The 15,142-nt window shown below is 61.9% G+C and carries 11 protein-coding genes and 1 pseudogene; 2 read left to right on the forward strand and 10 right to left on the reverse strand.

Features of this window, described 5'->3' with window-relative positions; all coding sequences use genetic code 11:
• Positions 1–17: 17 nt before the first annotated feature.
• Together ACIPZG_RS25175 and ACIPZG_RS25180 are read left to right on the forward strand one after the other, a co-directional pair.
• The gene (locus ACIPZG_RS25175; protein WP_400717946.1) at positions 18–932 is read left to right on the forward strand and encodes an EamA family transporter; all 915 of its coding nucleotides are present in this window, start codon (positions 18–20) and stop codon (positions 930–932) included.
• Between the two features lie 23 nt (positions 933–955).
• On the forward strand, positions 956–1,825 hold the full coding sequence (locus tag ACIPZG_RS25180; protein ID WP_400717948.1) for an aldose 1-epimerase: 870 nt from the start codon (positions 956–958) through the stop codon (positions 1,823–1,825).
• 45 nt (positions 1,826–1,870) lie between these two features.
• On the opposite strand, the gene ACIPZG_RS25185 is transcribed toward ACIPZG_RS25180, so the two are convergent.
• From ACIPZG_RS25185 to ACIPZG_RS25230, 10 genes and pseudogenes are all read right to left on the reverse strand, one after another.
• Positions 1,871–3,166, reverse strand: coding sequence for an MFS transporter (locus ACIPZG_RS25185; protein ID WP_400717950.1), 1,296 nt, complete (start codon positions 3,164–3,166; stop codon positions 1,871–1,873).
• A gap of 189 nt (positions 3,167–3,355) precedes the next feature.
• Positions 3,356–4,252 (reverse strand): LysR family transcriptional regulator, encoded by an 897-nt coding sequence (locus ACIPZG_RS25190; protein WP_400717952.1) that lies wholly within the window; start codon positions 4,250–4,252, stop codon positions 3,356–3,358.
• A 110-nt stretch (positions 4,253–4,362) separates the two neighbouring features.
• Positions 4,363–6,393: a pyridoxamine 5'-phosphate oxidase family protein gene (locus ACIPZG_RS25195; protein WP_400717954.1), complete on the reverse strand. Its 2,031-nt coding sequence runs from the start codon at positions 6,391–6,393 to the stop codon at positions 4,363–4,365.
• Between the two features lie 27 nt (positions 6,394–6,420).
• The gene (locus ACIPZG_RS25200; RefSeq protein WP_400717956.1) at positions 6,421–7,044 is read right to left on the reverse strand and encodes a glutathione S-transferase family protein; all 624 of its coding nucleotides are present in this window, start codon (positions 7,042–7,044) and stop codon (positions 6,421–6,423) included.
• A gap of 150 nt (positions 7,045–7,194) precedes the next feature.
• Positions 7,195–7,749, reverse strand: a complete 555-nt coding sequence (locus ACIPZG_RS25205) for a UPF0149 family protein (RefSeq protein WP_400717959.1) — start codon at positions 7,747–7,749, stop codon at positions 7,195–7,197.
• A 90-nt stretch (positions 7,750–7,839) separates the two neighbouring features.
• Complete coding sequence (locus ACIPZG_RS25210) at positions 7,840–8,829, reverse strand: asparaginase (RefSeq protein ID WP_400717961.1); 990 nt, start codon at positions 8,827–8,829, stop codon at positions 7,840–7,842.
• Positions 8,826–9,980 (reverse strand): hypothetical protein, encoded by a 1,155-nt coding sequence (locus tag ACIPZG_RS25215; protein WP_400717963.1) that lies wholly within the window; start codon positions 9,978–9,980, stop codon positions 8,826–8,828. Before ACIPZG_RS25215 ends, ACIPZG_RS25210 begins: the two co-directional genes overlap by 4 nt.
• 9 nt (positions 9,981–9,989) lie before the next feature.
• A complete protein-coding gene (locus tag ACIPZG_RS25220) occupies positions 9,990–10,886 on the reverse strand; it encodes a nitrilase family protein (protein WP_400717966.1) in 897 nt (298 codons plus the stop codon).
• A gap of 151 nt (positions 10,887–11,037) precedes the next feature.
• A pseudogene (locus tag ACIPZG_RS25225) lies at positions 11,038–12,973 on the reverse strand (flavin monoamine oxidase family protein).
• 202 nt (positions 12,974–13,175) lie between these two features.
• Positions 13,176–14,819: an acetolactate synthase large subunit gene (locus ACIPZG_RS25230; RefSeq protein WP_400641521.1), complete on the reverse strand. Its 1,644-nt coding sequence runs from the start codon at positions 14,817–14,819 to the stop codon at positions 13,176–13,178.
• Positions 14,820–15,142: the final 323 nt, after the last annotated feature.

Genomic DNA, 15,142 nt, shown 5'->3' on the forward strand with positions numbered 1-15,142 from the left:
CAAAATGGACGCTGCACATGGCTGTCGCTGCTTCTGACTCTCTCTTTCCGCGCAGGCTGGCAGTCGCACTGCTGGCGCTGCTGGCATGCTCGTTCGCCGGCAACCACATTGCCGCACGCATTGCCTTCGATGACGACACCGGCGTACTGCTGGCTATCCTCTGCCGCTCCGGCATCACCTTTTTGGTGCTGGCCAGCCTGGTGCTGTGGCAGCGCCAGCCACTGAGCCTGCCGGTCGGCACGCGGCGCTGGCAGTTGCTGCTCGGGCTGCTGATCGCCAGCCAGAGCCTGTGCCTCTACTCGGCGGTGGCGCGCATCCCGGTAGCCCTGGCGCTGCTGGTGGGCAATACCTTCCCGATGCTGCTGGCCCTGCTGACCTGGGCGCTCGGCGGTCCCCGCCCGACCCGCCGCACCGTGCTGTTCATGGGCCTGATCTTGTGTGGCCTGGTACTGGCTCTGGACGTGCCCGCGCACCTGGCCGGCAAGGCCAACCCGCACTGGCTGCTGGGCGTGAGCCTGGCGTTCTGCGCCGCCTGCGTGTTCGCCTGCGCGTTGTGGATCACCGACCACAAACTGGCCGCCGTGCGCGGCCCGGTGCGCAGCCTGCTGACCTTGCTGATCGTATTCGCCAGCATGCTGGTGGCCGGGGCCAGCGGGGTGATGCCTGCCGGCCTGGCGCTGCCTGCCAGCGGCAATGGCTGGATAGCCTTGGCCAGCCTGGTGGTCCTGTACGGTGTGGCCTTCACGTTGCTGTTCGTCTGCGTGCCGCGACTGAACATGGCACAGAATGCACCGGTGATGAACGTCGAACCGATCGCCACCCTGCTGCTGGGCTGGGCGTTACTGGACCAGCGCCTGTCGACTTGGCAACTGGTCGGTGGGGCCGTGGTGGTATGCGGCATCGTGTTGCTCACCTACCGCAGGGCGAGCTGATTCCATTCTCCGAGGAGCCGTTGATGGCTGTCACCGAACTGCACCTGCAAGACCACCTGACCCACCTGAGCATCGCCCCTGAACTGGGCGCCAGCTTGGTCAACTGGGTGGTGAAAGCGACCGGTCAACCGCTGCTGCGCCATGCCGATCAGGCCGCCCTGGCCAGCGGTACACCGCGGCAGCTGGGATGCTACCCCTTGGCGCCCTGGTCCAACCGCATTGCCGAGGGAGGTTTCGCCCGGCCCGAAGGGTGGCTGCCCTTGGCGCCGAACACTGCACACGACCCCTACCCTATTCATGGCACTGCCTGGCAGCAGGCATGGGAGGTGGACCACCACAGTGAGCGACGTGCCCGGCTGACGCTGGACAGTGCGGCGCCATTTGCCTATCGGGCAGTACTGGATGTGCACTTGCACGAAGGGTGCCTGCAACTGGACCTGCATGTGATGCACATGGATGAAGCCGCTACCTGGTACGGGCTGGGCTTTCATCCTTATTTCCCGCGTTATCCCGACACGCTGCTGCGAGCGGCGGCGCGGCATGTGTGGCTGGCCGAAGAGGGACAGTTGCCATCGTACTCGGTAGACGTTCCCCAAGACTGGTGCTTCGAGGCTCCAGGCCCTTTGCCGGCGCACGTGGTCGACCATGCGTTCGGCGGGTGGCCTGGGGACTGTGTGATCGAGCAGCCCAGCGCGGGTTATCAACTCAAATGCAGCGCCAGCGGCACTGAACATTTCCTGTTGTTCTGCCCGCAGGACAAGCCGTTCTTCTGTTTTGAACCCGTCAGCCACCCGATCAATGCACACCATCTGCCTGGGCGACCGGGCTTGCGTTTGCTGCAGCAGGGTCAGGAGATGAGCCTGGGTTTCAGCATGGCGTATCATGCGCTGTAAGGGCTTGCCGATAGGGGCCGCTGCGCGGCCCCACCGTCCCATGCGTTAAACCAGCACTCCACCGGAGGTCTCGGCCTGGCGCTCCTGCGGCGCCCCGCGCACCTCTCGCGCCACCTTCCACACCAGCACTGCCGCAACGATATCGAACGCCGCCAGCACGACGAACAGCGGGCTGTAGCCGATCTGCGTCACCAGGATCCCGAACACCAGGGTAAACACCGCCGCGCCCAGGTACCCGCACATGCCACCCATGCCGGTAGCCGTCGCCACCTGATCCTTGCTGAACGAATCCGAGGTGATCGAGTACAACGCGCCCGACAGTGTCTGGTGCGCAAAGCCGCCGATGCACAGCAACAGGATCGCGGTATATGGGCTCTCCACCAGGCCGATGCAGGCCGGGCCGATCATGCAGCTGGCGCCGAACACCAGCACCATCTTGCGCGAGGTGAACAACGACACCTTGAAGTAACGGTGGAACAGCGGGCTCAAGTAACCGCCGAGCACGCAACCGATGTCGGCCGCGAGAAACGGCAGCCAGGCGAACATCGCCACTTCCTTGATGTTCATGTGCCGCTCGGTCATCAGGTACAGCGGGATCCAGGCGTTGAAGGTCTGCCAGGCAGGCTCCGACAGGATGCGTGCCGAAGCGATGGCGTAGAAGTTGCGGGTCTTGAAGATACGCTTCCAGGCACCTTTCTCGCGTTTCTCTTCCTTGAAGTGCGCTTCCTGGCCTGCAAGGATGTAGTCGCGCTCCTCGGCACTCAGGTGCTTCTGGTCACGCGGGTGCTTGTAGAACAGTATCCAAAGCAGCGTCCAGACGATGCCGGAACCCCCGACAATCACAAAGGCCAGTTGCCAGCCGCTGTGCAGGATTGCCCAGACCACCAGCGGCGGCGCCAGCAAGGCACCCAGCGAAGAGCCAATGTTGAACCAGCCAATGGCCACCGAGCGCTCCTTGGCCGGAAACCACTCGGTGGTGGCCTTGACCCCAGCCGGCAAGCCGGCCGCCTCGGTCATGCCCAGCAGGCCGCGCATGAACGCCATGCTCTGCCAGCCGGTAGCCAGAGCCGCACCCGCGCAAGCCACCGACCAGGCCATGGCGAAGACGGCAAAACCCAGCTTGGTGCCGATGAAGTCGATGAACCAGCCGGCGATCGGCTGCATGAGGGCGTAGCACACCTGCCAGGCCGCGACGATCTTGGCGTATTGCTCGGTACTGATGGACAGGTCGGTCATCAAGGTGGGGGCAGCCACCGAGAGGGTGTTGCGGGCGAGGTAGTTGACGACGAGGCCAGCTGTGACAAGGCTGACCATCCACCAACGGATGCCTTTCATCTTCATGGTTCACCTGAATATTATTTTTAGAGGTGCGGGTGATTGCCTCGCCGCCGGCAGGGCGAATTGAGACAAATTATTTCAGACGAAAGAGTGACAGGTCATAGGTCGTCGTACAACAAAATTATTTTTCTCAAAAAGCCAGAACAACCGACCGAAAATCCTAGGATCAGCCAGATCAGTTGTAGTACGACATCAATCCAATCCTTGAGCCCGAAGGGTGGCGACCAACAGATCGACAAACGATCGCACCTTGGCAGAGCCGTACTTGCTCTCACGATGCAGCACATGAATAGGCCACGGCGCCTCTTCGTATTCGGCGAGGATCACCTGCAGCTGCCCGCTGGCGATCTCGTCGACCACTTGATAGGACAACAGCCGGGCAATCCCCAACCCGCCCACCGCCGCTGCGATCGCACCGTCATTGCTGGTCACGGTAAGCCGCGGTTTCATGCGTACCAGGGTGGGTTCGTCGGTCACGCCGAAGCGCCAGCCAGCCCGTGGCGACAGGTTGGTGGTGGCGATCACTGCATGCTCCGGCAAGTCCGACGGGTGCTGCGGTATGCCATACCGCGCCAGGTAATCGGGTGAGGCGCAAAGCATGCGCCGTACCCTGCCCACGCGCAGGGCCTTGAGGCCGGAATCAGGCAGCGGGCCGATGCGCACGGCCACGTCCATGCCCTCCTCCACCATGTTGACGATACGGTCGAGGAAGTAGGCCGACACGTCCACCTCGGGGTACTGCTGCAGGTAGCGCACGATGCAGGGCATGACGAACTTCTTGCCGAACAGGATCGGGGCGGTCACCGCCAGCTCGCCCTTGGGCGTGGCGTTGATGCCGGCGGCGGCTTCATTGGCCTCGTTGATGCTGGCGAGGATGTGCCGCGAGTCTTCCAGGTAGCGGCTGCCGGCCTCGGTCACCCGCACGCTGCGGGTGGTGCGCAGCAGCAGCTTGACCCCGAGCTGGTCTTCGAGGGCGCTGACGGCGCGGGTGACTGCGGCGGGCGAGATGTCCAGGCGGCGGGCGGCGGCGGCGAAGCTTTCCAGCTCGCCGACGGCGACGAACACCTTCATCAGGTGGATCTGATCCATGCCGGCTCCTGGGCATCGGGGGTGGTGGGATTATCGGTTATCTGGAAATGTTGTGCTGACTGGACTGGCCCTATCGCCGGCAAGCCGGCGATAGGGCCGCACAGACCACATCAAAGCTCCAGCACCAACGCCTGCGTGCCCTCCTCCAGCTTGGCAGGCACGGCACAGCAAATCAGCACCGTACCGTTCTCCGGCAGCTCGGCTGGCGGGTTGGGGTAATGCACTTGCCCGCTCACCAGCTTGGTCTTGCAGGTGCCACATGACCCACCTCGGCAACTGAATTCCGGCGATAGCCCACGCGCCTCGGCCAGTTCCAGCAAGGTGCCGCCGGACGGCGCCCAACGGGCCTCCTTGGCCGAGCTGGCGAAGTACACCGGCACAGGTTCCGTGGCCGCCGGTGGCTGTTGCAATACCGGTTGGTTGTTGTCGCCATGGCGCCTGAGCGTCGAAGGGCCGAAGGCTTCGGCATGGATGCGGATATCCGGCACATGTACCGCGCGCAAGCCTTCGTACAGGTCTTGGGTGAAGCTGGGCGGGCCACACAGGTAGAAGTCGTAATCGCCCAGCGGCAGCGCTGCCTTGACCTGCTCAATCCCGAGGCGACCGGCATGCTCGTAGTCACGACCAGCCAGTGCTTCGTCTTCCGGCTGGCTCAATGCGCGGTGCACGCTCAACAGGGCACCGGCTTGCTGTCGCAACTCGGCCAGTTCTCGCTGGAACGGCAGTTCGACGAGGCTGCGGGCGCCTTGGAACAGGTGAATCCGCCGCCCCCTCTGCATGGCAAGCTGTTCACGCAGCATGGCCATCAGCGGGGTAATACCTACACCTGCGCCAATCAGTACCAGGGGCCGGTCACTGTCGCCTTCCAGTGTGAAGCTGCCCATGGGCAGGCGCACTTGCAACGGGTCACCGACAGCGACCTGCTCATGCAAGTAACGCGATGCCGGGCCCTGGGCCTTGACGCTGATGCGCAGGTGGCCATCGGACGGTGCGCTGGACAAGCTGTAGGTGCGAATCAGCGGGGCATCGCCAGCCAGGGGAATACGCACGGGAACATGTTGCCCCGGGGCGAAGTCTACCGGGCCATCGGCAGCCAGATAGAACGAACGGATATCGCGGCTTTCCTGCTCTACCCGTTGCACTCGCCACGTCAGCCACTGGCGTTGCCGCTCTTGCTGCTGCAGGCGTTGCTCGGCTTCGGCCCAGGTACCCGTCATCAAGCTGGTCGGTGCATATTCCTGAAAAGCCCAGCGTAAGGAAATGGCAGCGCGGCGCAGCACCACTTGCTCGACTGTCAGTGTCCACAGCCGCTCGGCGCCTTCGAAGGCCTTGATCGACGGGCCGTCGAGCATGACCTCGGTGCGCCCGGTCAGTTGCAGCACGTTGCCGTTGCTGAAGTCGACGAACAAGAGTCCCGCTTGCGGGTTTTCCAGCAGGTTGCCCAAGGTGTTGAAGTGCAGGTTGCCGGCGTAGTCGGGGACGGTCAGGCGGTTGCCTTCGACTTTGACGAACCCTGCACGCCCGCCGCGATGGGAGACGTCCACGGCGCGATGGCCATCGGGATGTTCGATGTAGCTTGCGACGAAGAAGGTGTCAGCGTTCTCGATCATTGCCACCGCCTGTGCATCCAGTACGGTTGAATCAAACCTGCCCTGCGTGGGCTCATCGACACGGCGGTAGTCGCGCAATTGGATGTACTGCGGGCAGTTGCCGAACGACTGCTCCACCGCAACCGCCAGCTGGCCGCTGGAGGCGCGGTGAATCAGCCCGTTCATGCGGTTGCGCCGGCGAGTGTGCAGCTCGATGCCGAGCAGGCCGATGGCCTCGCCTGCCGCCAAGCCCGGGGTTGCCGGGTCGTCGCTGGCGGGTTGGGTATCGATCAGCAATTGCCGTGGGTCGGGTGAGCTGATGAACCCTTCCGAGCCCTCCAGCAGCGTCGCCCATGGCTTGCCGTCGGCATCCACAGCGCCCACGACGAGGAATGGCAGTTGATGGTAGAACGTGCGGTGCTGGTCGGGCATGTAGTCACGAATGACCTTCTGCCCGAACGCCTCCATGCGCTGCGCTACTCCCACCTGCTCCTGCAGGCGTTTCTCACCGGCGTGCCAAGGTGAGCCGTGTTGGTCAGGGCGTTGCGACATGGCGGCATTCCTCGCGTTATCCGCGGATCAAACGGTGGTTTGCAAACCCACGACGGTGCGCGGCATGGCGACGAAACCAGGCAGGGCTTCGACCCGAGCCAGCCAGGCACGCACATGCGGGTACGGCTCCAGCGACACATTGCCCTCGGGGGCGTGGGCGATGTACGAGTAGTTGGCGACATCAGCGATGGTCGCTTCGTTGCCCACCAGGAACGGTGTCTTGGCCAGTTCGGCATCCATGACTTTGAGCAGGGTGTGGGCCCGGCCAATCACTTCGTCCGTGTTGAACGAGGCACCGAACACCGTGACCAGGCGAGCGGCGGCAGGGCCAAAGGCGACCGGCCCGGCGGCGACCGACAGCCAGCGTTGCACACGGGCGGCGCCGACCGGGTCGTGGGGCAGCCAGCGGCCTTGCTTGTCGTAGGTGCTGGCCAGGTAGACCAGGATGGCGTTGGAATCGGCGATGACGGTGCCGTTGTCATCGATCACCGGCACTTGGCCGAACGGGTTGAGTGCGAGGAATTCCGGCTGCTTGTGGGCGCCCTTGGCCAGGTCGACGAAGACCCGTTCGGCAGGCAGGTTCAGCAGGGAGAGCATCAGCTCGATGCGGTGGGCGTGGCCGGACTTGGGGAAGTTGTAGAGTTTGATCACGGTGAAGGCTCCAGGGTCGGCACCGGTGTGGTGCGGCTGGAGCTCATGCTGCGCTGAATCGGCGGACAACAGAATCAGTGCCGTGGGGAAACCATAATTTCGCCAGGCGAAATAATCAGGGGTAACGGGCTACGGCACTGACGGTTCAGCTCAATGGCGCTGCTGTCGCTGATAGCGATACAAGCCCTTGGCCGCCGCGACCACGTGCGGCACACAGGCCTGCAGCTCGCTGAAGCTCATGGCATCGAGCACTTCGAAGTTGTCTTCCAGGCCATGCAGCGAGATGGCCTTGAGCAGCGCATCCTGTTCGGCTGGCAGCTCGCCCCAGCCGGCGACCTGAGTGCCGCGCATATAGCCGAAGCACCACTCCTCCATGATGATCGCGGTACCTTCCTCGGCTTCGCTTTCTTCGAACACAGGCTCGAAGCCTTCGAGGTCGTCCGCCAACTGCTCCGCCACTTGATGGGCGTAGCGCAGCATCAGCGCCGTGTAGGCTTCTTCGTGGGCGGGTTTCTTGAACTTCGGCACCTTGCCGCCCGCCACTGCTGGCAGCCATTGCTCGGGAATGACTTGGGTCGGGGAACTGGCCAAGGCAGTGAAGAAGCCGTTGAGTTCGACCAGGTTGAGCACTGAATAGTCGTTGCCGTAGGTAATCAGCAGGTCTTCGAGGCGGTCGAGTTCTTTTTCGCTGAGCGCGGGGAGCATGGGTAATCGTCCTGGAAAGCAAATTTGTGTGCACCCTAGCACAGGACTTCTCAAAGGTTGCCCGCCGTCTCTCTTCGGCGGGCATTTTCCCTAGTGTGGCAACCAGCCGGGCAGCGCCGACTGGTTATCTAGACCGATCAGCAACCAGAGCAACATGCGGCACTTTCTCGGACACAGATCGCCGGCCATATGCACGCCCTTGCTCTGTAGATCGATTTCTCCACCCTCAAAACCGTAAGAAGCCCTCGCAGTCGGTCCACTGCCGGTCCGGGTAGCCATGATAACGGGCATGTCCTGGGCAATCCGCGCCAGCGCTTGAGCCCAGGCAATGGACACATGACCTGCACCGAAACCCGCAACGACCAATCCCTCGTAGCCCAATGCCGGTATGGCCTGCAGCAGTGTGCTGTCGGCGTCCAAGCACGCCTCGAGCAAGGCGACGCGATGCTCCCTACGTTGAGGCTGCTGCAACACCTTGCGTGCCACTGCCGGCCGACGATAGATCGCCTTCCCCTCCACCACGACGCCCTCAGGGCCTGCGCCGGGCGATTCGAAGGCAGCCATTGCCAGACTGGCAGTCTTGCGTACCCGTGTGGCGGCGTGAATCTGGTCGTTGAGCACGACCTGTACGCCACGCCCACGGCTTTCATCCGCGAGAGCCACCTGCACTGCCGCCAACAGGTTCCCCGGCCCATCATTGCCTGGCTGATCGGCATCACGCATCGCACCGGTCATTACTAGCGGCGTCTCGAAAGGCCAGAGCAAGTGAAGAAAATAGGCTGACTCCTCGAGTGTGTCAGTGCCCTGCGTCAGGACTACGGCGTGCGCCCCCTGCGCCACCTCGCCACGCGCCCAAGCCAGCACCTCGAGCATGATCGGGAAGGTAAGCGACGCGCTGGGTAACAGGCAAAGTGTCGAAGCTCTGAGTTGTGCGAGTGAGCCTAGATGCGGCAGATCGGCCAGCAGCTCGTTGCACCCCAGCCTCGGCGTCACCCCGTGGCCCGGCAACTGCCTTTGCATGCTGACTGTTCCCCCCAGGCAGCCGATCGAAAGTCGAGGCAAGCAGACGTTCTCCTTCATCCGGCACCTCCGATGACCAGCCCCAGTATCGGCACAATACTCATCGTGCAGACAGCCATCGACACAACGTTGCCGATGTAACCGTGCATGTAGTCCGGTAGGCGTTGACTGATGGCTACTGCCAGTGGCGGCGCGAATAGTGCCCCCAAGGCAGCGCTGCTGACCACCACCTGCCAACTGCCGCCCAACGTTAGCACCGAGGCTGGCACGATCGACACGATAGGAATGTAAGTGGGATACCACCCCCTCTCCCGCCATTGACGCAACCACAGCAGTACACCAAGCAGCGAAGCCAGTGCCTGGCCCGCGATCAGTGGCACCAGCAACTGCGAACCATAGGCGGGAGCCGAAGGCGACAACGCATAGGCGAGCATTACCCCCAGCAGCAACCCAAGGCTGGCCAGTTCATTGCCGAAGAAAGGCGCTTCGCTGAAATCGGCAAGAACACGGCGCAAGATCCACACCAGGCCGTAGTCCGGTTTGCCAGAGGCGGGCTTGGCCAAGCGTGGACGCAGGCCGCCACGCACCAACGCCGGAACACGCTGACACAGCACAAACGCCACCACGCTGGCCAGGGCCATGCCGCTCACATTGCCGATCACCACCGGCAGTTGCAGCGGATAACACAGGTAGTTGACCAGCAGCAGGCTTGCAGGCGTGACCAGCAGCGCGCCCAACAGTGCGCCGGTCAGGCTGACGCGCCAACCGCCACCGAACAACAGCACCATGGCCGCAGGCAGCGAGACGAACGCCACGAAGGTGGGTTGCCAGGTACCGCTGGCCAGCATCCAGCCCCACAGCACATGGCTGAGCAGCAGCCCGAGCAGCGAGCTGGCGAACAGCCAGAGCCACAGGCCACTGCCATAGCAGATGGAAAAACCCTGCCAGCGATACCCCTGCACATGGGCCCAGTGGGCCAGGCAAGCCCCCAATAGCATGCCCAGGGCCGGCAGCTCATGCTTGTAGAAAGCGACTTCGCTGATATCGCCGATGATCCAGCGTAGCCGACTCAATGGCTGATCCAGTGTCGCCATCAGCTGCGCATAATCCGGCCATTGGCCGAACGCCAGGCTGACTGCCAGCAGTGCCACGAGGCCAGTCATCAACAACAAGGTGAAGCGCTGCCGCGCAACAAAAAGAGACTGTTCCATGCGCCTTCCTCAACGTGGCATTGCTGGATGCAGGCGATACCCCAGCGCAGCATCGTAGAGGTCGGTGCGTCGATCACGCTGCAAGTCGTTGAGGCTGTTCCAGATCGGCGCCGGGCGTGCCGCGCTCAAGTCGACATCGGCGTAGACGATGCATTCGTCGTCGGCACTGGCGACCTCGCCAATCGGCCAGCCATGGGGGCCTGCGATCAGTGAACAGCCGAGGAAGCGCCCGCCCCGTTCACTGCCGATGCGGTTCGCCGCAGCGATGTAGAGGGTGTTGACGTGGGCGGCGGTCATGGTCAGGTAGGACGCCATGCAGCGCCCCGCCTGATCGAACAGCGGAGGCGGTGTCCACACCCAGTTGTTCAGGCTGCAAATGATGTCGGCCCCCTGGCTGGCCATCAACCGTGGCACTTCCGGAAACCAGATATCCCAACAGATCAGCAGGCCTACCCGGCCGATCGGCGTTTCGAAAACCGGAAATCCCAGGTCGCCTGGGGTGAACCAGAGCTTCTCCCGATTCCACAGGTGCGCCTTGCGGTAATGCCCGAGCCGGCCTTCAGGGCCGAACAGCACGGCACTGTCATAGAGCCTCAACCCATCCCGCTCGGCGAAGCCCGCTGCCAGGTACAGCTGGTGCTCGCGAGCAAAAGCGGCCCAGGCCTGTACACTCGGCCCGCCCTCCAAGGGCTCGGCGTGCGCATAAGCCTCGACCCGCGAATCGAAGGTGTAACCGGTGTTGGCCAGTTCGGGCAGCACGATCAGATTGGCCCCCTCGCTGACGGCACGCCGGGCCATCGCCAATCCCTTGTTCAAGTTGCCATCGGCGTGCTCCAGGCCCACTTGCGGGTCGTACTGAATGACGGCGATACGCACGGGGCTTACCGGTTTGCAATGTTCAGGCATGGCGGCTTCCTTGGTTATGGTTGTTGTGGAAGGGCGCCAGTAGAACGGGACAGGCCTGGGGAGCAACAGTCAGGAGACTCCCACAGGCTTGTAGGAATATGCGAAACAAATGGTATGAGGTGGCCTACAGATCTATTTCAAACATCAGCTTTTATCGCATTTGGTAATGCGGGTAGTGCGCAAGGTCGAAGTCACCGCGGAAATGAGCAGAGGTGTGCTGGCAAAGATTGATGACCACATCGATGGCCGTGCGAAAGCAAGGCTCTGTCCAGCCAGCGTCGACAGAGAAAGACTCGCCGGCCAGGTAGAGCCCCGAAGCACCACTGAAGTCACGGTTGTATTTCATCAGGCTGATGGCGTCATTGTAGGTGCCTGCTCGATACAACTTCGCACAACCCAGTGCATTTCGGTCTGTCATCCAGCGTTGTACGTGGATGTTTCGAGTATCGACATAGGGGGAGATGGCCTCTTTGATATTGCTGCAACGCAACAATATGCGGTCAAGCTCGCCAATGCATTTCTCAGCCAGCTCACTGTCGGAAAACAACGCCAGCTTCGTTGCATCATCTTCCCAAGTGTAGCTGAGCAGAATGCAGTCTTCGGGGTAACTGTCGTTATAGCGGTAGGCATAGACATCGTGCACGAAGCTGTCAGTCACCAGTATCTGCGGCAGCTGAGGATTACGGTCAAGGAAGCTTTTGTGCAATGGTGCGTAGACCTTGCAGCTGGTCTCCCAATGAGCGTGCTTCCAGGCATCAATGACTGACTGCGGCAAAACCTCACGATCAAAGCCTTCCACACGGATACTGGTTTCGATAAGCCAGGAGGGCGTGGTGAGGATGACGCTGTCGAAATACTCGCTGTGCAACTGAGCTTGTAGGGGGTGGCTGTGTTTCCAGCGGTACTCCACGCGGATGCGCCCATCAGCCTGTTTGTACAGACCGCAGACCGAACTGTCGGTGAGCAGCCCGTCCTCCCGGGTCAACAGATGGTTGTACAAGGATGAGCCCGATGCTTCGATATCCATGAACAGCAGGCATTCATCCAAGGCAGCCAAGCCAATGTAGGCAGGTGCCTGGAATTCCAATCCCTTGCTGTCACGTACACCGCTGGCGCCCAAGTAGGGCGCGGCCAACGGAACGCCATGTTGATCGACCCGACCGTGTACCAGCTGCAGATGACTACTGAATCCGAAGATGGCGGTACGTAGCGGGTAGAGGCAGCACACATCGTAGAAGGCCCCCCAGCTGCCATCCCCTATGCCGATTTGCATAGAAGATGGCCGATTCCTCGTGGCTCATGCCGAGCCCGCCAAAGTCACCAGGTACCTGTGGGTTCCAAGACTCCAGAACAGGCAGATGAACCAGATCGCGGAAAGACAACCGCTGATAGCGCTCGACAATGGCAGACCACATCGCCTGCCAAGCAGGCGTCCCGTACACCGCAGCCACTCGTTCAGCAAATTGCTCGGCGAAGCGCCGCCATTTGCCATGAACCGCCTGCAGTACCTCGCTCGGTGGTGGTGTATCTCCTTCTGGATTACGCCATATCAGAAGTTTCGGTTCACCCTCACCGTCGAGCCGCCCCTCACGTAAATAGATTCCCGTGGCATTGACCCACTGTGAACCGGGGTTAGGGAAGTCGGAGATGCGCAGGTCATACAAGTCGGAGTAATGAGCCATGAGCGACCGCCCAGCTTTGGGAGCCTCACCGCTTCTATTGAAGAATGGCATGCGCATGGCACCCATTTCGAAAGGTGTCGAGGGCTGCTTGTGATTGGCTCGATTGTTCACCACAGTCAGATGGCGACCGCCCACACGTTGCGCTTGCTCTATCAGCGTGATCTGGGTAAAGCCGCAGCGCAATAGCTCATGGGCGGCAGTCAATCCCGTGATGCCGGCGCCGACAATGCAGATGCGATGTTGCGGCCGTGTAGCACGCGCAATACCGCCCTCCTGCTCAACCAGCCGACGGTAATCGAAACAGAGGTCGGGCGGATTGGGAAAGCGAGCAGCCCAAGGCTGGATGGGGGTTTGGGGCTGAATGGCCAAATCGGCCGGATGGTTGTGCGTCGATCCTATGGTCATGATCTCGTGCTCGCGGGAAATGGAGCATGAGAATGATCAGTCGATAGCGCTGCAGGGCGGTGATTATCTAATGCAGTTTTCTATCTGGATCGCAGGCGCAAAAGCAATCGCCGGCAAGCCGGCTCCCACAGGTACGCCACTGGTTCTGAATACAGTGGAGTGCCGGTGGAAGCCGGCTTGCCGGCGATTTGGCCTTCAGCTATTACACCGCCAGCGCGCGCTCACGCAGCTCGCTGTTGAGGATGCGGTCGTTCTCGCTGTAGTCGACCGGGCAGTCGATCACGTGCACGCCTGGGGTCTTGATGCAGTGCTCGAGCAGCGGCAGCAAGCCTTCTGCGCTTTCCACACGGTGGCCATTGGCACCATAGGCTTCGGCGTACTTGACGAAGTCCGGGTTGCCGTAGTCCAGGCCGAAATCGGTGAAGCCCATGTTGGCCTGCTTCCAGCGGATCATGCCGTAGCCGTCGTCACGCAGGATCACGACAGTAATGTGCATGCCCAGACGTACCGCAGTTTCCAGCTCCTGGCTGTTCATCATGAAGCCGCCGTCACCGCACACCGAGATCACTGGACGATCCGGGTACACCAGGTGCGCCGCCATGGCCGATGGCAAGCCGGCGCCCATGGTCGCCAGAGCGTTGTCCAGCAGCACGGTGTTGGGCTTGTGGGCCTTGTAGTTGCGGGCGAACCAGATCTTGTAGATGCCGTTGTCCAGGGCCACGATGCCTTCGGACGGCAGGGCACGGCGCACGTCGGCGACCAGACGCTGCGGGTAGACCGGGAAGCGGTCGTCGTCCTTGCCTTCGGCGATCTGCGCTTCGTTGGCTTCACGGATGGCCATCAGGCGAGTGAAGTCCCAGTGCGAGGTGTCGCCCAGGCCTTCAGCGATCTGCCAGACGGCGTTGGCGATGTCGCCGATCACTTCGATCTGCGGGAAGTACACGGCATCGACTTCGGCGGAGCGGAAGTTGATGTGAATGACTTCGGTGCCACCACGGACCATGAAGAATGGCGGCTTCTCGATCACGTCGTGGCCGATGTTGACGATCAGGTCGGCGGCTTCGACGGCACGGTGGACGAAGTCACCGGACGACAGCGCAGCGTTGCCCAGGAAACGCGGGCTGCGTTCATCGACCACGCCCTTGCCGAGCTGGGTGGTGACGAACGGGATACCGGTCTGGTCGATCAACTGCTTGAGGACCTTGGCGGTCATCTTGCGGTTGGCGCCGGCACCGATCACCAGGATCGGGCTGCGGGCGTTGCGCAGTTTTTCGATGGCGGCTTCGATAGCCACATGCTCGGCCAGCGGACGACGGTGCAGGCTCGGTGGAATCGGCATGGCGTCGGTCTGCTCGGCGGCGATGTCTTCCGGCAGTTCCAGGTGCACTGCGCCCGGCTTTTCTTCTTCAGCCAGACGGAAGGCTTCACGCATGCGCGACGGGATATTGTCGGCCGAGGCGAACTGGTGGGTGTACTTGGTGATGGGGTCCATCATGCCGCACACGTCGATGATCTGGAAGCGGCCCTGTTTGGACTTCTTGATCGGCTTCTGGCCGGTAATCATCATCATCGGCATGCCGCCCAGGTAGGCGTATGCACTGGCGGTTACCAGGTTGGTTGCGCCAGGGCCGAGGGTCGACAGGCTGACGCCGGTCTTGCCGGTGAGACGGCCATAGGTGGCGGCCATGAAACCTGCGGACTGCTCGTGGCGGGTCAGTACCAGCTTGATCTTCGACTTGCGCAGGGATTCCAGCAGGTCGAGGTTTTCCTCACCAGGAATGCCGAACACATACTCGACACCTTCGTTTTCCAGGCATTGCACAACGACATCGGCGGCCTTGGCCATCTTGCTTGTAACCTCAGTTGTATAGGACGGTGGAGGTCCAGAAATGCGCAGCACGGTACGCTGGCATCGCTCTGTCCGGGCGCGAGGATGCCCCGAACCTAAGCCTTGACGCAGACCAGGCAGGGAAAAGTCACGTTAACGAACAGGATTAATTGTCGCACCGTTTAGTGCATTTGAAGAGGTAGCAGACGGACAAAACATCTTTGATTACGGAGGTAATGACGCCGGAAAGACAAAACCCCTACCTGCTCGCGCAGATAGGGGTTTTGCGAAATGAATCTTGACGATGACCTACTCTCACATGGGGAAACCCCACACTACCA

Source organism: Pseudomonas sp. NPDC089395 (assembly GCF_044749525.1).
Lineage (GTDB): Bacteria > Pseudomonadota > Gammaproteobacteria > Pseudomonadales > Pseudomonadaceae > Aquipseudomonas.